Annotated in this window: 22 protein-coding genes and 1 tRNA gene; 5 read left to right on the top strand and 18 right to left on the bottom strand. The window is 57.4% G+C overall.

Annotated elements, in window-relative coordinates; all coding sequences use genetic code 11:
* Window positions 1-510 precede the first annotated feature (510 nt).
* Genes COL8621_RS17135 through petA form a run of 3 tightly spaced genes read right to left on the bottom strand, consistent with a single transcriptional unit; the run spans window position 511 to window position 3,232 of the window.
* Complete coding sequence (locus tag COL8621_RS17135) at window positions 511-1,293, bottom strand: cytochrome c1 (protein ID WP_093968483.1); 783 nt, start codon at window positions 1,291-1,293, stop codon at window positions 511-513.
* Between the two features lie 17 nt (window positions 1,294-1,310).
* Window positions 1,311-2,657 (bottom strand): cytochrome b, encoded by a 1,347-nt coding sequence (petB, locus tag COL8621_RS17130; protein ID WP_093968482.1) that lies wholly within the window; start codon window positions 2,655-2,657, stop codon window positions 1,311-1,313.
* A gap of 11 nt (window positions 2,658-2,668) precedes the next feature.
* Window positions 2,669-3,232, bottom strand: coding sequence for a ubiquinol-cytochrome c reductase iron-sulfur subunit (gene petA, locus COL8621_RS17125; RefSeq protein WP_093968481.1), 564 nt, complete (start codon window positions 3,230-3,232; stop codon window positions 2,669-2,671).
* Window positions 3,233-3,505: 273 nt separating this feature from the next.
* Between petA and COL8621_RS17120 the strand changes: the two genes are divergently transcribed.
* Window positions 3,506-4,156 (top strand): outer membrane protein, encoded by a 651-nt coding sequence (locus COL8621_RS17120; RefSeq protein WP_093968480.1) that lies wholly within the window; start codon window positions 3,506-3,508, stop codon window positions 4,154-4,156.
* 3 nt (window positions 4,157-4,159) lie between these two features.
* On the opposite strand, the gene COL8621_RS17115 is transcribed toward COL8621_RS17120, so the two are convergent.
* The 5 genes from COL8621_RS17115 to dapF are packed head-to-tail and all read right to left on the bottom strand — an operon-like array spanning window position 4,160 to window position 8,209.
* Window positions 4,160-4,765 carry a glutathione S-transferase gene (locus tag COL8621_RS17115; RefSeq protein ID WP_093968479.1) on the bottom strand — a complete coding sequence of 202 codons (606 nt, stop codon included), beginning with the start codon at window positions 4,763-4,765 and terminating at the stop codon, window positions 4,160-4,162.
* A gap of 60 nt (window positions 4,766-4,825) precedes the next feature.
* Complete coding sequence (locus COL8621_RS17110) at window positions 4,826-5,437, bottom strand: FMN-binding negative transcriptional regulator (RefSeq protein WP_093968478.1); 612 nt, start codon at window positions 5,435-5,437, stop codon at window positions 4,826-4,828.
* A gap of 11 nt (window positions 5,438-5,448) precedes the next feature.
* A complete protein-coding gene (locus tag COL8621_RS17105; protein ID WP_093968477.1) occupies window positions 5,449-6,081 on the bottom strand; it encodes a glutathione S-transferase in 633 nt (210 codons plus the stop codon).
* A gap of 29 nt (window positions 6,082-6,110) precedes the next feature.
* Complete coding sequence (gene mtaB, locus COL8621_RS17100; protein ID WP_093968476.1) at window positions 6,111-7,373, bottom strand: tRNA (N(6)-L-threonylcarbamoyladenosine(37)-C(2))-methylthiotransferase MtaB; 1,263 nt, start codon at window positions 7,371-7,373, stop codon at window positions 6,111-6,113.
* Complete coding sequence (gene dapF, locus COL8621_RS17095) at window positions 7,370-8,209, bottom strand: diaminopimelate epimerase (protein ID WP_093968658.1); 840 nt, start codon at window positions 8,207-8,209, stop codon at window positions 7,370-7,372. The genes mtaB and dapF overlap by 4 nt, the downstream gene beginning before the upstream one ends.
* Before the next feature lie 107 nt (window positions 8,210-8,316).
* Here dapF and COL8621_RS17090 point away from each other — a divergent pair.
* A tRNA-Lys gene (locus tag COL8621_RS17090) sits at window positions 8,317-8,392 on the top strand.
* A 423-nt stretch (window positions 8,393-8,815) separates the two neighbouring features.
* Window positions 8,816-10,012, top strand: a complete 1,197-nt coding sequence (locus COL8621_RS17085; RefSeq protein ID WP_235823919.1) for an SMP-30/gluconolactonase/LRE family protein — start codon at window positions 8,816-8,818, stop codon at window positions 10,010-10,012.
* Window positions 10,013-10,106: 94 nt separating this feature from the next.
* On the opposite strand, the gene gyrB is transcribed toward COL8621_RS17085, so the two are convergent.
* The 9 genes from gyrB to mutM form a co-directional block, all read right to left on the bottom strand.
* Window positions 10,107-12,524: a DNA topoisomerase (ATP-hydrolyzing) subunit B gene (gyrB, locus tag COL8621_RS17080; RefSeq protein WP_093968474.1), complete on the bottom strand. Its 2,418-nt coding sequence runs from the start codon at window positions 12,522-12,524 to the stop codon at window positions 10,107-10,109.
* 78 nt (window positions 12,525-12,602) lie between these two features.
* A complete protein-coding gene (locus COL8621_RS17075; RefSeq protein WP_093968473.1) occupies window positions 12,603-13,223 on the bottom strand; it encodes a LysE family translocator in 621 nt (206 codons plus the stop codon).
* Complete coding sequence (locus COL8621_RS17070) at window positions 13,220-13,651, bottom strand: VOC family protein (RefSeq protein ID WP_093968472.1); 432 nt, start codon at window positions 13,649-13,651, stop codon at window positions 13,220-13,222. Before COL8621_RS17070 ends, COL8621_RS17075 begins: the two co-directional genes overlap by 4 nt.
* Window positions 13,648-14,763 carry a DNA replication/repair protein RecF gene (recF, locus tag COL8621_RS17065; protein WP_093968471.1) on the bottom strand — a complete coding sequence of 372 codons (1,116 nt, stop codon included), beginning with the start codon at window positions 14,761-14,763 and terminating at the stop codon, window positions 13,648-13,650. The genes COL8621_RS17070 and recF overlap by 4 nt, the downstream gene beginning before the upstream one ends.
* 49 nt (window positions 14,764-14,812) lie before the next feature.
* A complete protein-coding gene (gene dnaN, locus COL8621_RS17060) occupies window positions 14,813-15,931 on the bottom strand; it encodes a DNA polymerase III subunit beta (RefSeq protein ID WP_093968470.1) in 1,119 nt (372 codons plus the stop codon).
* A 121-nt stretch (window positions 15,932-16,052) separates the two neighbouring features.
* The gene (gene dnaA, locus COL8621_RS17055; RefSeq protein WP_093968469.1) at window positions 16,053-17,417 is read right to left on the bottom strand and encodes a chromosomal replication initiator protein DnaA; all 1,365 of its coding nucleotides are present in this window, start codon (window positions 17,415-17,417) and stop codon (window positions 16,053-16,055) included.
* A gap of 655 nt (window positions 17,418-18,072) precedes the next feature.
* Complete coding sequence (rpsT, locus tag COL8621_RS17050) at window positions 18,073-18,339, bottom strand: 30S ribosomal protein S20 (protein WP_093968468.1); 267 nt, start codon at window positions 18,337-18,339, stop codon at window positions 18,073-18,075.
* Window positions 18,340-18,525: 186 nt separating this feature from the next.
* Window positions 18,526-19,302 (bottom strand): enoyl-CoA hydratase, encoded by a 777-nt coding sequence (locus tag COL8621_RS17045; RefSeq protein WP_093968467.1) that lies wholly within the window; start codon window positions 19,300-19,302, stop codon window positions 18,526-18,528.
* A gap of 64 nt (window positions 19,303-19,366) precedes the next feature.
* Window positions 19,367-20,218 carry a bifunctional DNA-formamidopyrimidine glycosylase/DNA-(apurinic or apyrimidinic site) lyase gene (mutM, locus tag COL8621_RS17040; protein ID WP_093968466.1) on the bottom strand — a complete coding sequence of 284 codons (852 nt, stop codon included), beginning with the start codon at window positions 20,216-20,218 and terminating at the stop codon, window positions 19,367-19,369.
* Between the two features lie 88 nt (window positions 20,219-20,306).
* On the opposite strand from mutM, the gene ubiE reads away from it, so the two are divergent.
* The gene (gene ubiE, locus COL8621_RS17035) at window positions 20,307-21,059 is read left to right on the top strand and encodes a bifunctional demethylmenaquinone methyltransferase/2-methoxy-6-polyprenyl-1,4-benzoquinol methylase UbiE (RefSeq protein WP_093968465.1); all 753 of its coding nucleotides are present in this window, start codon (window positions 20,307-20,309) and stop codon (window positions 21,057-21,059) included.
* Window positions 21,060-22,589 carry a 2-polyprenylphenol 6-hydroxylase gene (ubiB, locus tag COL8621_RS17030; RefSeq protein WP_093968464.1) on the top strand — a complete coding sequence of 510 codons (1,530 nt, stop codon included), beginning with the start codon at window positions 21,060-21,062 and terminating at the stop codon, window positions 22,587-22,589.
* A 3-nt stretch (window positions 22,590-22,592) separates the two neighbouring features.
* Here ubiB and COL8621_RS17025 read toward each other — a convergent pair whose 3' ends face one another.
* Window positions 22,593-23,243, bottom strand: a complete 651-nt coding sequence (locus tag COL8621_RS17025) for a flagellar hook capping FlgD N-terminal domain-containing protein (protein WP_093968463.1) — start codon at window positions 23,241-23,243, stop codon at window positions 22,593-22,595.

Raw genomic sequence — 23,243 nt, 5'->3', positions numbered from 1 at the left:
TCCATACGTTACTACTTTGAGCAAATTCCCAAAACACTTTGACTGAAGTAAGGCGTCGACGGGACTTTTTGAGGTTAAAACATAGATATCTTCCCGATGAGCGGAAAATTCGCCCCGGACAAAGACTTTTTGGCGAATAGACGCCCTATTTCAACTTTTTCAGCGCAAAACACGCGCCCGTCCACAATCATATCGAAGCATTACCGCAAAAATAGCACCCAATATCAATCGAGTAAACCCAGAGTTGTGGCTGGCGCGTAAAAAAGCAACCACAACCAACGCCTTAACCCCAACAGCCCAAACAGCGCACCAAAAACGCTAACCCACTGTTCCAGAGTCGCTTTTAAAAAACCCGCGCACTCCACGCCCACAGCAAAAAACGCAAAACCCTAAGAATCACGACTCACCAAAACCCAAAAACAACCAACAAACAAAATCACCCAATGGTTGAAAGAAAAAAGGCGGGCCAGAGGCCCGCCTTTTACGTTCAGAGTGATTCTGAAATCAGTCTTATTTCTTGCCTTTTACCGGCGCCCAGATGCGTTTGTTCGTCCAGTAGAGCAAGACGGACAGAAGCACCAAGAACAGCACGCCAGTGAAACCAGCCTGCTTGCGCGCCATCATCTTAGGCTCTGCAGCCCACATCAGGAACGCGGCAACATCTTCGGCTTCGTGGTGCAGGTCGTTCGAGTGGCCATCGGCGAACTCTACGTCCTCACCATAGAGGGGCGGCGCCATTGCGATCCAACCACCCGGGAAGGCGGTGTTTTCGTAATAGGTTGTGCCCGCTTCTGTCTTTTCCTCGCCGGTGTAACCAGCAAGAACCGAAACGATGTACTCTGGGCCACCGATGCCTTTGAACAACTGTGCCAAGCCAGTACCGGCCGGGCCGTGGAAACCGGCGCGCGACTTGGCCATCAGGCTAAGGTCAGGCGCTGTTTCCAAGCCGGATTCGGCAAAGTGATCTGTCGGCGTGCGTGGGCGATAGTCGTCCAGCTCTGCGTCGAAGATTTCGGTCTGTGCCGCATAAGCACGAACCTGATCTTCGGGCAGCGCAGGGCCGCCTTCGTCATGCAGCGTGCGCAGTGGCACAAACTTCAGACCGTGACAGGCCGCGCAGACTTCGGTGTAGACCTGAAGGCCGCGCTGAAGCTGGTTCTGGTCGAATTTGCCGAATGGCCCTTCGAACGAGAAGTCAACGTCATGTGTGTGGCCTTCGCTGCCCGCCGCAAATGCTGCGCCTGCGGTTAGGGCCAGGGCGGAGATCGCCGAAAGGGTGAGCTTCTTGATCATGTTTTTGATCCTCTCTCTCACTCGGCCGGGTTCGATTGCGCAGCTGCGCCATCGGTCCCGCCCTTGCCGTAGTGGGCGTTGAAGTCATCTTCGATTGTCGCAGGCTGGGCCGCAGGTTTCTCGATCACGCCAAGCAGCGGCAGGATGACCAGGAAGTATGCGAACCAATAGGTCGCGCCAATCAACGAAATCCAGTCGTGTGGGAAGTTCGTGTCACGTGCGCCAACCCACATCAGAACGATGAAGTCGACAGCCAGCAGTGCGAACCACCATTTGAACATTGGGCGGTAACGACCCGAACGTACCGACGATGTGTCCAGCCAAGGTGCCAGTGCCATCACGATGATCGCACCGAACATGGCAGCCACACCAAAGAACTTCGCATCAACGATGCCGAAGGTAACGAACTGAACAAGCTGCACAGCCCATACTTCGGACGTAAACGCACGCAGGATCGCGTAGAACGGCAAGAAGTACCATTCTGGAACGATGTGCGCAGGTGTCGCCAGTGCGTTCGCCTCGATGTAGTTATCGGGGTGACCAAGGTAGTTTGGCATGAAGCCGACGATCGCAAAGAACACAACCAAGATCACGGCCAGCGCGAACAGGTCTTTCATCACGAAGTAGGGCCAGAACGGCAGTGTGTCTTTCTGTGCTTCGGCTTTCGACGTGCGGCGAACATCAACACCCGTTGGGTTGTTGTTACCTGTCGAGTGGAACGCCCAGATGTGAACGATCACAAGACCCGCGATAACGAACGGCAACAGATAGTGCAGCGAGAAGAACCGGTTCAGCGTGGCGTTATCAACAGCAGGGCCGCCCAGCAGCCAAGTCTGAAGGCTTTCGCCGATGAACGGGATCGCGCCGAACAGGCCGGTAATAACCGTAGCGCCCCAGAACGACATCTGACCCCATGGCAGAACGTAACCCATGAACGCGGTGCCCATCATCATCAGATAGATCAGCATACCGATGATCCACGTGATCTCACGCGGGGCTTTGTAGGAACCGTAGTACAGGCCGCGGAAGATGTGCATGTAAACCGCAACGAAGAACAGCGATGCGCCGTTCGCGTGCAGATACCGCAGCATATAGCCGCCGTTTACGTCACGCATGATGTGTTCAACCGACGCGAAGGCCAGATCGACATGCGGGGTATAGTGCATGGCCAGCACGATGCCGGTCACGATTTGCAGGGCCAGACAGAAGGTCAGGATAATGCCCCAGATCCACATCCAGTTCAGGTTCTTGGGTGTGGGGATCATCAGGGTATCGTAAAGCAGGCCAACAACCGGCAGGCGGCTGTGGATCCATTTTTCGACACCGGTTTTGGGTTCGTAGTGGTCGTGTGGAATTCCAGACATCGGTCTCTCCCTTAACCCAGCTTGATCGTCGTATCGTCGACGAATTCGGCTACGGGGATATGCAGGTTCTCAGGCGCGGGGCCTTTGCGGATACGGCCGGCCGAGTCGTAGTGCGAACCGTGGCACGGGCAGAACCAGCCACCGAATTCACCAGCGCCGTCACCGATTGGCACACAGCCAAGGTGCGTACAAACGCCGATCATCACCAACCATTCGCCAGCTTCGTCCAACGAACGGTTCGCGTCCGTTGCGGAGGCGTCGCTTGGAAGATTCGGGTTTTCGGCGATCGGGTCGATCAGTTCCGAAAGTTCCACGGCGCGCGCCGCGTCAATCTCATCTTGGGTACGGCGGCGGATAAAAACCGGCTTGCCCAAATATTTCACAGTCAGCTGAGTGCCGACCTCTACGCCCGAAACATCCACACGGATGGAGCTGAGTGCCTGGACGTCTGCCGACGGATTCATCTGATTTACCAGCGGCCAAACGGCAGCCCCGGCAGTTACGGCGCCGGCAGCGCCGGTCGCGTAGTACAGAAAATCGCGGCGAGTACCATCGTGGTCTTCGGCTTGGGACACGAGTCTTCTCCCTTAAGTGGCCATTCCTGCGGCCAGCGGCAAACCTTACGGTCGCCGGGGGCCCGATGCGCGGTTGTGTAGACTCGTTCCGGCAAGCCGTCCAGCATGATTGAGGCCCCCTGCGGCAATTGGCTCGACCGTGTGGTTATTCCGTATTTTGAATGTGTTACTCACACGGGCGCGATGAATTGTGATATACTACAGCCTTACGCGGCCTATTTCGTGCCGCCATATCAAATTTCAGAAATCATTGGACGGAAGTGGATATTTCCCATGAAGACCTTGATCGCATCAATTTTGTTATTCCTTTTCGCCACAACCCCGCTTAGGGCCGAAACAGAGATCAGCCTCTATGGTGGCGTTCAATCCGCGCCCAGCAGCCGGGTAAGCGGGCACGACCCCGGCGGCGTTGGCAGCTTCAACTTCACCGCAAAATGGGAAGGCGAGTCGTTCGATGTGCCCCCCTATTACGGCGCGCGCGTCACGTGGTGGCGTAATGATCGGGTCGGGTATGGCGTTGAACTAAACCACGCCAAGGTTATCGCAACTGACGCATCGCGCGCGGCCAATGGGTTTTCCACACTGGAATTCAGCGATGGGATTAACATTGTCACGGCGAACGTCTTTTACCGCTGGCCGGATAATGCCCGCCGATGGACCCCATATGCGGGCGTCGGGTTTGGCATCGCAATTCCCCACGTCGAAGTGGCAACAGCGGGCGGCGAAACCAAAGAATACCAATTGGCTGGCCCTGCCGTGCAAGCCGTTGCAGGTGTCAGCTATGCCCTGAACGACCGCTGGTCGGTGTTCGGCGAATACAAAGCAACCTATTCCGAAAACAGGGTAGAGCTGGATAACAGCGGGTCACTGGAGACCAATATCATGACCAACGCCGTTAACCTTGGGGTCGCTGTGCGGTTCTAACGGTTAACCCGTGGGGACAGTTGACTGCATCGACGGGCGTTGCGCGAACGTGGTGTACCATTCCGCCAGTGCCGGGAAGGTCGTGGCCCAGTTTCGCGCACTGTGCCGAAAATCCAGATAGCCCAGCGCGCAGCCGACGGCGATCTGCCCCATATCAAGCGGGCCGGACAGATGGCTCATCCAACGGGTTTCAATTGCGGCCAAGGCACGCTCTACCTTGTCCCACTGCGCATCGACCCACTCTGCAGATCGCATATCCTCTGGTCGGCAGCGAGCTTCATAGATCATCAGCAGCGCCGCCTCCATGATACCATCGGCAGTGGCTTCAAGCGTCAGCGTTTCCCAGATGCGCGCTTCGGGATACAGATTCGCCTCTACCCGGTCATTCAGAAACCGGCAGATGACCCGGCTGTCGTAAATCGCAGGCCCATCATCGCGTAACAGCGATGGAATCTTTCCAAGCGGGTTATGGGCCGTCGGCATTTCAGCCTGTGCCGTTGGGTGACCAACCGCAAACAGGATTTCAACATCGTCGATCTGGCCCGTCTCATGCAGCAACACCTTCACCTTTCTGCAAAAGGGCGAGGCGGGGTTATCAAAAAGTTGCATTGCATCCTCCCGTGTTGGCCGGAGGTTAGGCGCCGCTTTGCTGCCTGTCTATGACTGCGTTCAGGTCGCGCCGCGCATAAGGTCCGCCAACCAATCCAGCTCCAACCCGATACCGTTTTGCGCCACCTCTTGTGCCGCTGACGTGCGAACGACGTCTGCCTTGTTCTGGTTCAGCTTCCACGTTCCCTGAATGGAATCGACCTGCAACCGAAACGGCACAATCGCGCGCATCATCTTAACCATCAGGTCATCCGGCATTTTATCCGAGGTCCACGGGGGCTTGGGCAAAAGCTGTGCTTCGAATAACGCCGACTGGCGGTCCAGCAGATCGTGCAGCATTTCTTGGGGGCGCAACTCTAACCGGCCGCGCAGATGTACGGCGATGTAGTTCCACGTCGGCACCTGATCGTCGATGCCGTACCAATCGGGCGAGATGTAAGAATAAGGCCCCGTCACCGCCATCACACCATCACGCGGCAGCGCGCGCGCCAATGGGTTTGAACGCACAAGATGCCCCTCTAACACAGTGCCATCATCGGACAATAGAAACGGCACATGCGCCAACAGCGGGCCAAGGTCACCGTTCGCCGCCAACGTCCCGAAGGCGCGCTTCTGCGCAAAGGCGATATTCCCCGCGTCAGTCGTTTTTCTGAAAACTGGATTGGGGTGCATTGGGCGACCTTTTAGGGCGTGGGAAAGAATATCGGCGCGTGTTCGGGCTCCCATTTGGGATATTTCGCCATGATGCCTACGAACCGATCAGACTCAACAAAATCCGTCAGCCAGCGTGACAGGTTGGGCCAAGCCTGCGCGTCGAACCATGCTTTATCGACATTCGCGAACTGGCGAACAAAGGTTACGGTCGCCATATCGGCAAGCGTTGGCGTGTCGCCGAACAGCCATGGGCCGTTCAGCATCCCATCCATCTTGCGCAAGGTAAGAGAGGCCTTTTCACGCTCCGCAGTCGTATCAACCCCGTCATAGCGCGTTTCGTATTTGTAACGGTCCAGCGCCGTCTTAAACGGCCCTTCAACCTCTGCGATCAGATCGAACCCCTGCTCTGGCATGGTCAGCCAGCCTTCGGGGTCGTTCTGGCGCAAAGCCCACAGCATGATGTCAAAGCTTTCCTCGATCACTTCGTCATCGGCAATCAACACAGGCACCGTACCCTTGGGCGAGGCCGCCAAAAGCGCGGCCGCTTTGTCGCGCAACAGAATTTCGCGCAGTTCACAGGTGATCCCGGCACTGACCAACGCAAGGCGCGTGCGCATTGCATAGGGGCAGCGGCGGAAGGAATAGAGGATGGGTTGCGACATAAGAAACCATGCCCTTTGCGCGGTAGTGGTTAGGCCGTCAGCTGTTGGCCGGAATGACCGCTGATCGTGGCCTGAACGATTTGCCCTTCGGCCTGATCAACACTGAACGACACCTCGGTAAACTGTTCCGTCCGGCCCATGCGCGGGTTTTCCATCAGGACGGCGTGAGTGCGGCCCATCTGGGCCGACAGGTGCCGCGCGACTTGCGCATCACCGGCGGCACGCAGGCGCGCGGCACGGTCTTTGATGGCCTTCCCATTCACGGCAGGCATCCGCGCGGCAGGGGTGCCTTCGCGGGCGGAATAGGGGAAGACGTGCAGCCACGTCAGGTCACACTGTTCCACCAGTTTCAGCGAGTTTTCGAACATCGCTTCAGTCTCGGTCGGGAAACCGGCGATGATGTCGGCGCCATAGGTCATATCGGGGCGCAGTTTGCGCGCGTCTTCGCAGAAACGGATGGCATCGTCGCGCAGGTGGCGGCGCTTCATCCGTTTCAGGATCATATCATCCCCGGCCTGAAGGCTAAGGTGCAGATGGGGCATCAGGCGCGGTTCGGTCGCGATGGCCTGCATCAGGTTTTCATCCACCTCAATCGAATCGATAGAGCTGATCCGAAGGCGCGGCAGATCGGGCACCAGTTTCAGGATGCGCATCACCAGATCGCCAAGTTTCGGCGTTGCAGGCAGGTCAGCACCCCACGAGGTCAGATCGACCCCGGTCAGCACAACCTCGTTATACCCGCGATCCACCAGCCGCTTGATCTGATCCACCACAACGCCCGCAGGCACACTGCGCGAATTACCGCGGCCATAGGGGATGATGCAGAACGTGCAGCGGTGGTCACACCCGTTCTGAACCTGCACATAAGCGCGAGAGCGGGTGCCAAACCCATCAATCAGGTGCCCTGCGGTTTCGGTGACAGACATGATGTCATCAACCTGCACCTTTTCCGTCTGCCCGATGAAATCAGGCCCCTTGGCCATATTTGCCCAAGTGTCGGCCTGCATCTTTTCGGTATTGCCGATCACCAGATCGACTTCGTCCATCGCCGAAAACGTCTGCGGTTCCGTCTGCGCAGCACATCCAGTGACGATCAGCGTCGCCTCTGGGTTGTCGCGGCGTAGCTTGCGGATTTCCTGACGGGCCTTGCGCACAGCTTCGGCCGTCACCGCGCAGGTATTCACAACCACGGCGTTTTCCACACCGGCGGCTACCGAAAGCTCTTTCATCGCTTCGGTTTCATACGCGTTCAGGCGGCAACCCAGCGTCGTGAACTTGGGCGCGGCTGTCATTTGACCGAATCCAAGAAGGATTGGGTAAATTCGCCGGTAAACACATGCGCTGTGGGGCCAGTCATCCAGACGCCATCGTCGCGCCAGTCAATCTCCAGCGTTCCACCATCCACGCGCACCGTTACCTTGCGCCCGGTCAGCCCACGCCGCGCAGCCGCCACCGCCGCCGCACAAGAACAAGAGCCAGAGGCAGAGGTGATTCCCGTACCACGCTCCCAGATCCGCAGGCGAATCTCGGAATCGGAAAGAATCTGCACCACCTCTACATTCGTGCGTTCGGGATACAGTGGGTGGTGTTCGTAACGCTGGCCGAACTGTTCCAAAGGAATCGCCTCGGCGTCATCCACGAAGAAGGTGCAGTGCGGGTTGCCCATCCCGGTGGCCACTGGCGCACCTTCGATCGGCAGCTCCAGCGTGTCCATCGCTTCGGCCAGCGGCACCTCTTGCCAATCCAGAAGCGGCGCCCCCATGTTAACCCGCGTCAGGCCATTCCCGGCATCCTCTGCCAACAGAAGCCCACGCTCTGTCACTAGTTTCAGCGCGTTTTGCCCGGTTTCATCCATAATAAACCGCGCAATACAGCGTGTGGCATTGCCACAAGCAGCGGAAAGCGAACCGTCAGAGTTATAGAACGTCAGCCGCGCATCGGCACCATCCTCAGCCTCGATCACGGCAAGCTGGTCGAATCCCACGCCCCAGTGGCGATCAGCAATGGCCGAAACAAGCGCCGCCGACAGCGGGGCAGAGCCTTTCCGCTGGTCGATGACCACGAAGTCATTGCCAAGCCCGTGCATTTTCATGAAGGGCAGGCCGCTGGTGTTTTCCGTCTTGCGCATAGGGCGCATATAACGCGCAGTTTGAGGTTAATCCAGATACCTACGAAAAAAGCGCATTTTATGCCTTGACCACCCCGGCTGCATTTTCTAGGTAGCGGGCCTCGAGTGGGCCGTTAGCTCAGTTGGTAGAGCAACTGACTTTTAATCAGTGGGTCGCAGGTTCGAATCCTGCACGGCTCACCACTGACACCAATACTAGGCGACATTTGCCTTGTCGGGTTCGACAGGGGTTGTCGACTGTAGCGGTGTTATCTTCCAAACAATCACGTACCTGTCTGCCTGGCGCTTTTGATCAGCAGAAGCCCAATCCGCTTGCAAATCAAGATGATCGATTCTGAATCGGAAAAACGTCTGTTTAGGCTGAGTTAGGGTCGATTCTGCGCAAAAAACGAATCGCAACGCCGCACGCACAGCGCTGATCTGCCAGCCTCTGAAACCGCGTTCAGGGCGCGACTCGGGCCCCGTTTTTGGCGGTGGATTTCATCAATTCCAAGGCTCCTTGATCAAGCGAATATCCGCCAACTCCGTATTCGCAACAAGAGTTTCCGCTGGCTGGGGTGGGTTCTCGCATAACGTGTGCGTACGGATTTTGAGGAGGATATGAAATTGAAACATCAAGATTTATCACGACGGCAGGCACTTGTTGCCATGGGTGCGGCGACGGCCACACTGGCCGCTGGCACAGCAAACGCACAAAGCAGCGCCGTAGAGCCACCCAGCACGATCACAACGCCGCGCCGCAACTTCGGACCCAAGGCGGACCCTAATGTTTATTTCTGGGATCCTGACGTAATCGCCGCCGATGATCGGTTTTGGGGCCTAATGCAGCCCAATGCGCCGATTCAGCGCCTTTGGACTGGGGCGCTTTGGGCAGAGGGGCCCGCATGGAATGCACAGGGTCGGTATTTGGTCTGGTCGGACATCCCCAACAATCGGCAACTGCGTTGGCTAGAGGAGGACGGCCACGTTTCCGAGTTCCGCGAACCAAGTAACAACTCTAACGGGAACAGCTTCGACTTTCAGGGGCGCCAGTTGACGGCCGAACATTTGACCCGTCGGGTCGTTCGGTATGAAAACGACGGCTCCACAACGATCTTGGCCGACCGGTTTGAGGGCAAGCGTTTCAACTCCCCCAATGACATCGTCGCGCATCCGGATGGCAGTTATTGGTTCACTGACCCGCCCTACGGTGGCCAGCTTTACGAAGGCGCGCCAGATGCGGCGGGTGGTCCGTCAAATCCGGACGGGCTTTTCAACAACCGACTGGGTCAACCGCCAGAAATTGGTGACGCCGTGCGCGAGATGGAGACCGCCTGCTATCGGGTAGACGCCGATGGCAACGTCACCCGTGTCGCCACAGAAGCCGATGCACCTGATCCCAACGGGCTTTGCTTTTCACCGGACTACAAGACGCTCTACGTGGCATCGACAGGCAAAGGGCCGGGGGATACCGGACCCGGCGGCGAAGGCATCATCATTGCCTTTGACGTCAATGACGACAACACGCTTAGCAACCGGCGGGTCTTTTCCGACTGTTTGGTGGATGACGTAAAATGCGGGCCCGATGGCGTGCGTTGCGACGTGGCGGGCAATGTGTGGGCGTCATCTAACGCCGGGCGCAATGTTGGGTATTCAGGCGTGACCGTCTGGACGCCTGACGGCACACTCCTTGGCCGCATTCGCATCCCTGAAATCTGTGGGAACATCTGCTTTGGCGGACCGAAACGTAACCGGCTGTTCATGGCGGCAAGCCAATCCATCTATTCGGTTTACGTCGGCACACAGGGCGCAGGGCCCGCATAAAAGACACCCGGCGCGCCAGTAAGGCGCGCCGGGCTAAAAGAATGGGGTGGCAGGCATCGATCACTGCAACAATCGATGCGCCACCTTCAGAGCCTTAGAAATCCAAGTTTGCCACGCTAAGAGCGTTCGTTTGAATGAACTCGCGGCGCGGTTCTACGACGTCGCCCATCAGCTTGGTAAAGATGTCGTCAGCCTCGGCCACGTCTTCGATCTTCACCTGCAACAATGTACGCGCTTCGGGGTCCAGCGTGGTTTCCCACAGCTGATCTGGGTTCATCTCTCCCAGACCCTTATAGCGTTGCAGCGACAGACCTTTTTCACCTTCGGTCAGAATCGATTCCAACAGCTCACTAGGGGCGTTGATCGGGATAACCTTGTCTTTGCGGATCAGCGTTGCGGGCTTGCTGTACACTTCTTGCAGCTTCTCGGTGAACCCACCAAGGCGGCGTGCCTCGCCGGACCGAAGGACTTGGCCGTCAAGCGTGCGCACCTCTTCGACGCCGCGCAACAGGCGGGCGAAACGAAGGCCGTGATCTTGGGTCAGGCGCCCTTCCCAACCGCGTTCGTATTCAAGCGCGACAAGGTCAAGGCGTTCGGCCACGCGGTCGGCTGTGCCTTGCAGGTCATCGTCAAGCTGGCCTGGAACGAACGCACCGGCAATGGCGGCCTGTTCAAGGATGTGTGCCGGGTAATGCGTTGGGAAAGCTTGCAAAATGCGGCGCATCTGGCGGGCTTCGTCAACGACGCGGCTTAGATCCTGACCGGTGATTTCTTCGCCCGAGCCAAGCCGAAGGACCGCACCGTCGATCCCCATTTGGATCAGGTAATCTTCCAACGCAGCTTGGTCTTTCAGGTACACTTCGGACTTGCCGCGCGCGACCTTATAAAGCGGTGGCTGCGCGATATAGAGGTATCCACCTTCGATGATTTCAGGCATCTGGCGGAAGAAGAACGTCAGCAACAAGGTTCGGATGTGCGCGCCATCCACATCAGCATCGGTCATGATGACGATCTTGTGGTAGCGCAGTTTCTTGATGTCGAACTCGTCCCGCCCAATGCCGGTGCCAAGCGCGGTGATCAGCGTGCCAATCTCTTGGCTGCCCAGCATCCGGTCAAAACGCGCGCGCTCAACGTTCAGAATTTTACCACGCAGCGGCAGAACCGCCTGATTTTTACGTGAACGGCCCTGTTTTGCAGAACCACCGGCCGAGTCGCCCTCCACCATGAAGATTTCGGACAGGGCAGGGTCTTTTTCCTGACAATCCGCCAACTTTCCGGGAAGCGAAGCAACATCCATCGCCGTTTTGCGCCGCGTCAATTCACGCGCCTTACGGGCGGCTTCGCGGGCCAAGGCGGCCTCGATGATCTTACCAACGATCTGGCGCGCCTGACCGGGGTTTTCTTCGAACCATTCGGCCAGCTTTTCGTTCACAAGGCTTTCCACTGCGGGGCGGACCTCGGAACTAACCAGCTTATCTTTGGTTTGCGAGCTGAACTTGGGGTCAGGTACTTTTACCGACAGCACGCAAGTCAGACCTTCGCGGGCGTCATCGCCGGTGAAGCTTACCTTTTCCTTCTTCGCGATACCGCTGGATTGGGCGTAGTTGTTGATCGTCCGGGTCAGCGCGCCCCGCAGGCCCGCCATATGCGTACCGCCATCGCGCTGAGGGATGTTGTTGGTAAAGGGCAGCACCGTTTCATGGTAGCTGTCGTTCCACCACATCGCGACCTCAACCCCGATGCCGTCTTTTTCGCCGGTCATAAAGATCGGGTCTTCCATCACGGCTGTCTTGTGCCGATCAAGGTAACGCACGAATTCTTTCACACCGCCGTCGTAATACAGCTCTGCCCGCAGAGGCTCTGCTGGGCGTTCATCTTCCAGAATGATACGCACGCCCGAGTTCAGGAATGCCAGTTCCCGCAGGCGGTTTTCCAGCGTCTTGAAGCTGTATTCAAGGTTCGAGAACGTGTCGGTCGATGCAAGGAAGCGCACCTCGGTCCCTTTGCGGCCATTCGCGTCGCCCACCACCTCTAGGTGCTTGGCAGTTTCACCGCGTTCAAACCGGGCGATATGCTCTTTGCCGTTGCGCCAGATGCGCAATTCAAGCCAGTCGGAAAGCGCGTTCACAACCGAAACGCCCACGCCGTGAAGACCGCCGGAAACCTTGTACGAATTGCTGTCGAACTTACCGCCCGCGTGCAGCTGGGTCATGATAACCTCGGCCGCGGAAACGCCTTCTTCGGCATGAATATCAACCGGAATGCCCCGGCCGTTATCGCCCACGGAAACGCTGTTATCGGCGTGAATTTTTACGGTCACATGGTCGGCGTGGCCAGCAAGTGCCTCGTCGATACCGTTATCCACGACCTCATACACCATATGGTGCAGACCCGAGCCATCGTCCGTATCGCCGATATACATACCGGGGCGTTTTCGGACAGCCTCCAACCCTTTGAGAACCTTGATAGAATCCGCGCCGTATTCTTCAGGGGTTTGCTCGTTCTCGGCCATACGCTTCTTCCTTCGTATTTTTGTGATTTTATACGAAGTTTTGGGGGGGTTGTCACGTGTCTGGCACAAGATTTGGTGTCACGCGAAGGGGATCACAAGCCCAACCAAGATCAGCAAACACCCCGCCACCAAATTCATCCGCCGGATCGCTTGCGCAGATGCCAAAAGCCGACGCGCACGATCAATCGAAAGCGCAAGAACAAGATTGCCAAGCAGCGGCACAGCGAATGACAAAGCAACGATTGCAGCGATGTCCGGGCCGGTCACCGCGGTCAGGTCAAAGAACCCAGGCAGCACGCCCATATAGAACAGGATGGCCTTGGGGTTTCCCAATATAACCGCGACGCCCGCCATAAACCCCGCCCACATGCCCGGCCTTGTCAGCCGTTTGTTCGACGTGATCGATTTGTCGGCGTTCTTGATCAGCAGGTACCCCATCAAAAGGAATATCGCGCACGCCAACAACCTTAGCAGCGCCATGAAACCATCGAAGACCGAAACGACCCAAGTGACTCCCAGAATGGCCAGCAGCGGCCATAACATGTCGCCCACCACAACACCAAGGGCCAACGGCCAAGCGGCGTGAAAGCCACCCGCCATCGCCCGCGCCAGAAGGGCAACCCAAACCGGCCCCGGTGTCAAAAACAGGACAAGCAGCGCACCTGCATAAAGCGCCAAGTCGCCAACGCTGACGGTCATTCAGGTGTCGGCAGGGTTAGGCTGCCATCGTCGTTCAGCGGCCAAAACGGGTTAAACGCAACTTCCCAGACATGCCCGTCTGGGTCGGAATAATAGCCCGAATAGCCGCCCCAAAACACCTCCTCGGGTGCCTTTAGCGGCGTTGCCCCGCACTTAACGGCCAGCGCGAAAGCGGCGTCCACTTCGTCTTTCGAGGCAAAGTTCTGGGCAAGTGACATGGCCCCTGTCCCAAGATTGGCGCCGGGCCGTCCTTGATCTTCGGCCAATGCGGATCGCCCGAACAGACCCAAAACCATGCCGTTGATCTGGTAAAAAACCACGCCTTCGGTTTGCTCGGTCGGAACCCAGCCAAGCGCCGCATAAAACGTTTTTGCGCGTTCAAGATCGTCCACACCTAGGGTGATCAACGTCACACGTTGAGGAGTCATTCCGTTGGCCTTTCAATAATCTGGCTAATACCGCCGTCTTCGACGACTTCAAAATACTGCGCCCGTTCGCCCAGCGAATCGAACAATTCGGCCCCCGTCCCTGTCATCCATGCCTGCGCCCCCAGAGCGCAGATTTCATCGTATAACGCCGCGCGGCGTCCGGCATCCAGATGGGCGGCGACCTCGTCCAGTAACAGCAAGGGTGGCGCGCCGAAATCTTCGGCCAGCGCACGGGCGTTGGCAAGGATCAACGAGATCAAAAGCGCCTTTTGCTCTCCGGTAGAACATTGCTTTGCGGGAACACCTTTGGCCGCGTAAACGGCCTCTAGGTCGGCGCGATGCGGCCCGACCAATGTCCGCCCAGCGTAAAGGTCTTGCCCGCGCCCCGCCGCGAAAGCGGATAACAATTCGCTCTCTTCGCTTGGAATTTCCGTACTGTCCGGCCCAAGCAACGCCAATGTCGCGGTGGGAAACGCCGTTTCGGCACCGTCTTGTGCGGCTGCGATACGATTTAGGGCGGCAATGCGGTTTTGCTGAATAACCGCGCCCGCCTTGGCCATCTGCGCCTCTAGCGCGCCATACCAAACCGCGTCACGTTGTTGATCCTTCAACAGGCGGTTCCGCTCTCGCATCGCTTTTTCATAGGTCAGGCTGGCCTCGGCATGGCCCGGCTCAAAGCTCAGCGTCAGGCGATCCAGAAACCGGCGGCGCCCTTCGGCCCCTTCGATCCATAGCCGGTCCATCGACGGCACCAACCACAGAACCCGCGCAATCCGGCCAAGGGCAACCTGCGCCGCGGCTTTTTCATCAATCCGCACGGTGCGCGAGGACCCACTTTCGGCCCAAGTCTCAACCTCGTGCATTTGGCGTAAACTCTGCAAAACACCAGAGACTTTCCAACCCAACGCCTCTGGCTTGCGCGCAATTTCGTCCGCTGCCGCGCGGCGCAATCCGCGCCCCGGGGACAGCAATGAAATCGCCTCCAGAATATTGGTCTTGCCCGCGCCGTTCGGCCCGTAAATCGCAACGGGCCGCCCATCTAACACCATCCGCGCCGATTTATGCGACCGGAAATGCGAAAGAGTCAGCTCTGTAAGGGCAAGCCGGGGCATAGCCTGCCCTTTCTGCTTCGTGAAAATATCCTTGCCGAGGGCAAGAAAGTTAGACGCGCATTGGCATCACGACATAGACCGCCGAAGTGTCATTTCCTTCGCGCATCAATGTCGGATCACCGGCCGAATTGAACAGGAACACGGCGTTTTCACGGTCCACCTGGCTGGCAATTTCCAGCAGGTATTTCGCGTTGAAACCGATCTCCAGCCGCTCGTCACCATATGCGACGGCCAGTTCTTCCTCAGCCGCACCAGCATCGGGCGCGTTGACGGACAGAACCAAGCGGTCTTCATCCAGTGCCAGTTTCACGGCACGCGAACGTTCGGACGAAACAGTCGCCACACGATCGACAGCCTTGGCAAACTCGGCCGCGTCCACTTCCAGCTTGCGGGTGTTCCCTTGTGGGATAACGCGCGTGTAGTCGGGGAATGTGCCGTCGATAACCTTAGAGGTCAGCGTGATTTCCGGCGTCGCAAACCGCACCTTGGTTTCGCTGACGGATACGGCGATGGATACATCGTCATCATCCAACAGCTTGCGCATCTCGCCCACAGTCTTACGTGGTACGATGACACCAGGCATGGTTTCCGCTCCTTCGGGAAGCGGTGCGTCGATCCGGGCCAGACGGTGACCATCGGTCGCAACGCAACGAAGGGCCTTACCTTCTTCGCCGTCAGCAACATGCATGTAGACGCCGTTCAGGTAATACCGGGTCTCTTCGGTCGAGATTGCGAATTTCGACTTGTCGAACAACCGCCGCAGCATCGCAGCAGGTGCCGCGAAGTTGGACGTATATTCAGACGAGGCCATGACTGGGAAATCTTCTTTCGGCAAAGTCGCCAGAGAGAAGTTGGAGCGACCAGCCTCAACCGTCAGGCGGCCCGATGCGCCGTCGTCGGTCAGATCGACCAACGCGCCATCTGGCAGCTTGCGCACGATTTCGTGCAGCGTAACGGCTGAAACTGTTGTCGCGCCTGCGCGTTCAACCTGTGCAACTGTTTTATCAACGACCTCGATGTCCAGATCGGTTGCGCGGAAACTGACAGTGTCACCTTCGGCTTCGATCAGAACGTTTGCGAGTATCGGAATTGTGTTGCGCCGCTCAACAACCGATTGGGCCTGCCCGACCGCTTTCAAAAGCGTGCCGCGTTCGATGCTGAATTTCATTCCCTCGCTCCTCATGCAACCGGGAGGGAGAAACTACTCGTTTCCCCCTCTGGCTCAAGACTTTTTTGGACTTTCCGATGGTTTAACGGGGGCGTCAAGGCCAGACGCCCACCGAAGCGCCTTACGCTTCAAGCATGCGGCGCAGAAGTTCCAGATCTTCGGCGATCTGATTGTCTAGGCCGCGCAACTCATCAATTCGCTTTACAGCGTGCATAACGGTGGTGTGGTCACGGCCCCCAAAACGACGCCCGATTTCCGGCAACGACCGCGAAGTCATCTGCTTGGCCAGATACATCGCAATCTGACGAGGCCGCGCGATGGTGCGCGTGCGTTTGGGCCCGATCAGGTCAGACAGGCGCACATTGAAGTGTTCACCAACACGGCGTTGGATTTCTTCAACCGTGACCTTGCGGTCAGAGGCACGAAGAATGTCAGCCAGACAATCCTGTGCCAGATCTAGGTTGATCTCTTTGCCGACAAGCGACGCAAACGCGAACAGACGGGTCAGCGCCCCTTCCAAAACACGCACGTTGGTCGAAATACGATGCGCAAGGAATTCAAGAACGCCGCTGCAAATCACCAGCTCTGGGTATTGCTTGCGGTACTGCTCAACCTTTTGCTGAAGCACGCCAAGGCGCAGCTCATAGTCGGTTGGGTGCAGATCGACGACCAGACCACATTGCAGACGCGACTTAATCCGGTCTTCCAGATCCTTAATCTCTCCGGGTGCACGATCGGCAGAGATGATGATCTGTTTGTTCTGATCCACCAACGCGTTGAAGGTGTGAAAGAACTCTTCCTGGGTGCTGTCTTTGCCGGCGATAAACTGAACGTCATCCACCATCAGAACATCAACTGATCGGAACAATTCCTTAAAGCCCATCGTGTCCCGTTCGCGCAGGGCCTGAACGAAGCGATACATGAATTGTTCGGCCGACAGATAAACGACCCGCTTTTCCGGAGAGCGCGCACGAAGTTCCGACGCAATCGCGTGCATCAGGTGCGTTTTACCAAGACCAACGCCACCGTACAAAAACAGCGGGTTGAACGTGACAGGGCCACCTTCGGCGACGCGGCGGGCTGCTGCGTGGGCCAGTTCGTTGGGCTTACCCACAACGAAGCTATCAAAGGTAAACCGGTTATCAATCGGGGCACCCAGGCCTTCGCCAGCGCGGGCAGGCGCGGCGGGTTTCTTGGCGGCAGGTGCGCTTGTCTTTTTTTCCACTGGCTGTGGGGCCGGTGCGGTTGCATCGATGCTGAACTCCAACCGGTCAACATCGGCACCGCTGCGTGCCAGCTGATGCAGAATCTCATCGCCGAAATTGCGCGAGACCCAGTCTGCAACGAAACTTGTGGGCGCACTGATATGTGCGACGCCTTCACGAAGCCCATTATACGTCATGGGCTTGATCCAAGTTACGAAGTTATTTTCGCCAATCGAGTTTTGAATATCTCTGCATACCGATCCCCATTCGTCGTTCGTCATTTTTTTGCCCGCTCCAACATTCACCCTCAATAGCCGTCGCCGTTGCACGACCCGGAGGATGCTCGGGCACGCACGCTTATTATTTGACTCAGGTGTCGAGAGTGAAAGGAAGCACGCACCTTGAACGCCATTCAGACGAACAAAGCCATACTTACCGCGCACAAAACGCGGCACGCGAAAAGCAAAACGAAGATACACGACAGAAACACCTATTTGGTGCGTCTATCCGAATCTTCCGCTTTTCGCGGTCCTATGGACATGTTGGATGCTGAAATGGGTCGCCGGAACGCTGCCCTATTCTTATCCGCTAGCTCGTCAAGATATACAAAGCCCCACTTTGCATATCGTGCCGCGCCAATGAGCCAAACCGCATGTAACAAAAGACCGGCAGTGACGACCGGCTAATTATTTACAGACGAGGTGAAGCTCACGCCATGTCCCCCCAAGACGATGTGAATCGCAGGGTCGAAACTAGCAAGGCTGATGAAGCTATCGCAACAGAACTTCGCGCTTGACTGACGGTTTGTCAGAACGAATCCGAAATGGTGAATTTAGTCCGCAGGGATTGTGGGAAAAAATCCACAATCCGTCGCAAAAATGAAAAAGGGCGCATCTATTAAGATGCGCCCCTTTCCAAATTCTATTTCGCAGCGACTCAGGCGCCGAGTGCTTTTACACGTGCGGACAGACGAGAGATTTTGCGCGAAACGGTGTTCTTGTGAAGAATACCCTTGGTAACACCGCGCATCAGCTCTGGCTGAGCCTGACGCAGAGCAGCAGTCGCAGCTTCTTTATCACCAGATGCGATTGCTTCTTCTACTTTGCGAAGGAAAGTACGGATGCGCGAACGGCGCGCTTTGTTTACGTCGAAACGCTTTTCGTTCTGACGAGCGCGTTTTTTAGCTTGGGGCGAATTTGCCATGATCTTTTTCCCACTTCCGGGTTAGTTGAAACTGTTAGCGCAACGAAGCCCGGACCGGGTTTTGGAACCGGTTGATTCTTGCCAGAGCGGGCATCACACGCATATTGCGGCGGCTTTTAAGGGAAAACGCGCCAGAAGGAAACCCAAAAAGCCGCGCGCCAAGGGGTTACCCCGGCGCGCGATCAATCACTTGTCGCGGAACTGCGGTTCGCGCTTTTCAAGAAAGGCCGACATGCCCTCTTTTTGGTCTTCGGTTGCGAACAGCGAATGGAACACACGGCGTTCAAACAACAGCCCTTCGCGAAGGGTCGTTTCATAGCTGCGGTTGACCGATTCTTTGACGACCATCGTCGTCAGCGCGGATTTCTCTGCGATCTTTTGTGCGGCCGCCATGGTTTCTTCCATCAGCTTCTTGGCAGGCACAACGCGCGAAACCAGGCCGGAACGCTCTGCTTCTTCGGCGTCCATGAAACGGCCCGTCAGGTGCATATCCATCGCTTTGGACTTTCCAACGAACCGCGTCAGACGCTGGGTGCCACCGATACCGGCAACAACGCCAAGGTTGATTTCAGGCTGGCCAAACTTGGCCGTATCCGCAGCAATGATGAAGTCGCACATCATCGCCAATTCACAACCCCCGCCCAGCGCATAGCCGGCAACGGCTGCGATGATCGGCTTGCGACAACGCAACAGCGTCTCTGTCTCTTCGGTGAAAAGATCGCCCGCAAATGCGTCGACGAACGACTTCTCGCTCATTTCTTTGATGTCAGCGCCAGCGGCGAATGCTTTGTCCGACCCGGTCAAAACAATGCAGCGGACTTTGTCGTTTTTGCCGGCTTGCGAAACGGCATCCGCCAGTTCCGTCAACAGTTCGCTGTTCAATGCATTCAACGCGTCAGGGCGGTGAAGTTTGATCAGGGCTACGTGCTCTTCGATTTCGACGATAAGCGTCTTATAGGCCATGGCGAAAGTCGCCTCCGTTGATGTTCGAAGCCGATTCCTTACCAGCCTTGCCCCTGCAATCAAGTTATCTTTGGCATTGCGTACAATAGAAAGTTGAACGTCCAGACTGGACGATTCGCCCTATTTCGCCGGTGCAACCCGGGGTCAGGCAGGGTTCGCCCTCGCGGCCATAAGCCTTAAAATTATGCTGAAAATAGCCCAATTCGCCATCCGTTTGCCGATGATCCTTAAGAGAGGAGCCACCAGCCGAAATCGCGTCCTCCAAGACGTTACGTATCACCGGTACAAGACTGGCCGCGCGGGCCGAGGAAAGCTGCCCAGCCTTCCGTTTCGGAGAGATTCCCGCCCGATTCAGCACCTCGCAAACGTAAATATTACCCAACCCCGCAACGATGCGCTGATCCAAAAGCGCAGTTTTGATCGGGCTCATCCGGCCCTTTAACCGCTCTGCCAAATAGTCACCGTTAAATGTGTTGCCCAAGGGTTCGGGGCCAATATCTTTCAGCAGCCAATGTTCATCCAGCGTGTCGGTTGCGGCCATATCCATCGCGCCAAATCGGCGCGCATCGTTGAAGGTAACGCGCGCGCCGTTTTCCATGTCGAACACAACGTGGTCATGCTTTTCCGGTGCGGGGTGTTCGTGGTGAAACTGGCCCAGCGGATCGCCCGACACCTGCATCCGGCCCGACATCCCAAGATGAATGATCAGGGTTTCGCCGCTGTCCAGGTCCACAAGGATGTATTTTGAACGGCGGCGCAAACGTTCCACCCGTTTGCCGGTCAGCCGTTCGGCCATGCGTTCGGGGAACGGCCAGCGCAGATCGGGGCGATTGACGGCAGCTTTGGTGATGATCTGCCCCTCCATCGCGGGGGTCAGGCCGCGGCGGACTGTCTCGACTTCGGGCAATTCGGGCATCTTGCTGTTCCTCTGGCAGTGGGGCGCATTGTAACACCCGGCAGGCGCTCTATAAGGAGGGGTAGTTTTGACAGACGGCAAGGCCCCGATGACCAACGACAACCAGAAAACCACGCATTTCGGATTTCAGGATGTACCCGAAGGCGACAAAGCCGGGATGGTACATGGCGTCTTTACCCGCGTTGCATCGCGCTATGACGTGATGAACGACCTGATGTCGATGGGCATCCACCGCATCTGGAAAGACGCGATGATGGATTGGCTTGCCCCCCGCCCGCATCAGCGGCTGCTGGATGTGGCTGGCGGTACCGGCGACGTTTCCTTCCGCTTTTTGAAACGCGCACCGGGCGCGGCCTCTGTTGTGTTGGACATGACCGAATCCATGCTGGTCGAAGGGCGCCAACGCGCCGAGGCTGAGCAGATGGCCGATAACCTTGACTGGGTCGTCGGCGATGCGATGTCCCTGCCGTTCGAGGATAACAGCTTTGACGTCTACACCATCTCGTTCGGCATTCGGAACGTCACCCGCGTTCAGGATGCCTTGAACGAGGCTTACCGCGTGCTTCGCCCCGGTGGCCGCCTAATGGTGCTGGAATTTAGCCAGCTTCCGAACCCCGCGATGCAGTGGGCCTATGATCGGTATTCGTTCAACGTAATCCCGGTGATGGGTCAGATCGTGGCGAATGATCGTGACAGCTATCAGTATCTGGTGGAGTCGATCCGCCAGTTCCCCGATCAGGAAACCTTTGCACAGATGATCCGCACAGCCGGGTTTGAAAACGTGAAATACCGCAACATGACCATGGGTGTTGCGGCCCTTCATTCGGGGTGGAAGATTTAAGTGCGCGGCCCTCATAATATCTGGCGATTGATCGTAACCGGCGCCACCTTGGAACGCACCGGTGCCATGGGTGTGGTGCTTGAGGCGATGAACGCCCCCCGGCATCTTCGCATCTTGGCCCGTGTCGGCGCGTGGCCATTCAAATGGCTGGGTGAAAAGGGCGACCCGACGTTGCCCCCCGCCACACGGGCGCTAACAGCGCTTGGCCCGGCCTATATCAAATTCGGCCAAATCCTTTCGACCCGCCCGGATGTAGTCGGCGAAGAGCTGGCCGTGCAGCTGCGCAAACTGCAGGACGACTTGCCGCCCTTTTCCACCGATGTTGCCAAAAAGCTGATCGAGGAAGAACTGGAACTGCCCGTCGATCAGCTGTTCAGCGAGTTCAGCGAACCTGTCGCCGCGGCCTCGATCGCGCAGGTGCACCGCGCGCGTTTGGCCGATACCGGCGAAGAGGTTGCTGTAAAAGTACTGCGCCCCGGCATTGAACGAGCGTTCCAGAAAGACATCGACGCGTTCTATTTCGCGGCCTCCATCATCGAACGCCTTTCCCCTGCCTCGCGCCGGTTGCGGCCCACGGATGTGGTCGAACATTTCGAAGGCGTGGTTTCGGGCGAACTAGACCTGCGGCTGGAATCCTCGGCCGCGTCGGAATTTGCTGCAAACACGAAAGAGGATGCAGGCTTTTCCGTTCCGGCCACGTTTTGGGCGCTGTCAAACCGCCGGGTGATGACGCTGGGCTGGGCCGAAGGCGCGCCGCTGGGCAACAACGCGGCGATTGACGCCGCCGGGCATGACCGCCGGGTGCTGGGCGAACGGGTGCTACAGCTGTTCCTGCAACACGCGCTACGCGATGGGTTTTTCCACGCCGATATGCATCAGGGCAACCTGAAGGTCGGCGCGAATGGCGATATCCTTTGCTACGACTTCGGCATCATGGGCCGGATCGATGAATACACCCGCCGCGTCTATGCCGAGATTCTGTTCGGGTTTATCCGCCAAGATTACCGCCGTGTCGCCGAGGTCCATTTCGAAGCTGGCTATGTGCCTGCCGACCGCGACATCGACGAATTCGCCCGCGCCCTGCGTGCAGTGGGCGACCCGATCTTTGGCATGGATGCGTCGCATATTTCGATGGCACGTTTGCTGAGCTATCTGTTTGAAGTGACCGAACGCTTCGGCATGCAAACCCGGACCGAACTTATCCTGCTGCAACGCACGATGGTTGTGGTCGAAGGCGTGGCGCGTTCTTTGGATGATCACATCAACATCTGGGAAGTCGCCCAGCCCATCGTCGAAGATTACATCAAGGAAAACATCGGCCCCAAAGCGTTCCTGCGTGACCTTGGCAAAACCGCCCGCGTTTTGGCCCGCTTTGGCCCCAAGCTTCCGCAAATGGCCGAAGCCGCCTTGCTAAGCCAGAATGCGCAGACAGAGCCTGCCAAGCGAGGCTTTTCCCTGCGTCCGATCCTGTGGATGGGGTTGGGGGCCGCGCTTACGGGGGCAGCTGTGTTCGCGGCATCCGCGTTTTAGGCATTAGTTGCGCAATGCCGTCACTGCGGTTGTTGAAACCTCGGTGCCACCATCTAGAACCAGCGTGGTCGCGCCATCGCTGATCCGGGCTTCTGTTACGGTTGCATAAACTTCGGCCGGGGTGGTGCCAAGCAACGCGCCGTTGGAATAGCTTTCGACCGAAAAACTATAGAGCCCGTCCTTAAGCGGAATGCCCGCATCGTTCAGGCCAGACCATGTATAAGGGTCGCCGTTAACTGAAAGCTCTAGCCGCTGAACCGTTGCGCCGCTGGCGTCTTTCACCACAAGTGTCGCGCGATCTGCCAAGGCTTGGGGCTCAGGAATAACGGTGACGGGTTGCCCGTTATAAGATGCGGGCGCGGCAACGCGCGCCTCCATTCCGACCCAGCCAGCGAATTGGGCCATGCTGCTGGTCCCCATTTGCGTGCTAAGCTGTGACAACAGGTTGTTCGTCTGCACTTGCTGTTCGACCCCTGAAAACGTCGCCAGTTGCACCGCGAAATCTGAAGATTCGACCGGGTTCAGCGGGTCTTGGTTTTCCATCTGCGTCGTCAGCATTTTCAAGAACGTTTCGAAGTCTGACGAAATGACTGGGGACGCCTTGGTGTTCGTCGTCGGCGTCGTCGTTGTGCTGGTGGTCGCGGAAACGTCCAT

The sequence above is a fragment of the Actibacterium lipolyticum genome (assembly GCF_900184935.1).
Classification (GTDB): Bacteria; Pseudomonadota; Alphaproteobacteria; order Rhodobacterales; family Rhodobacteraceae; genus Actibacterium_A; species Actibacterium_A lipolyticum.
This window is presented reverse-complemented; position numbering and strand designations above follow the sequence as displayed.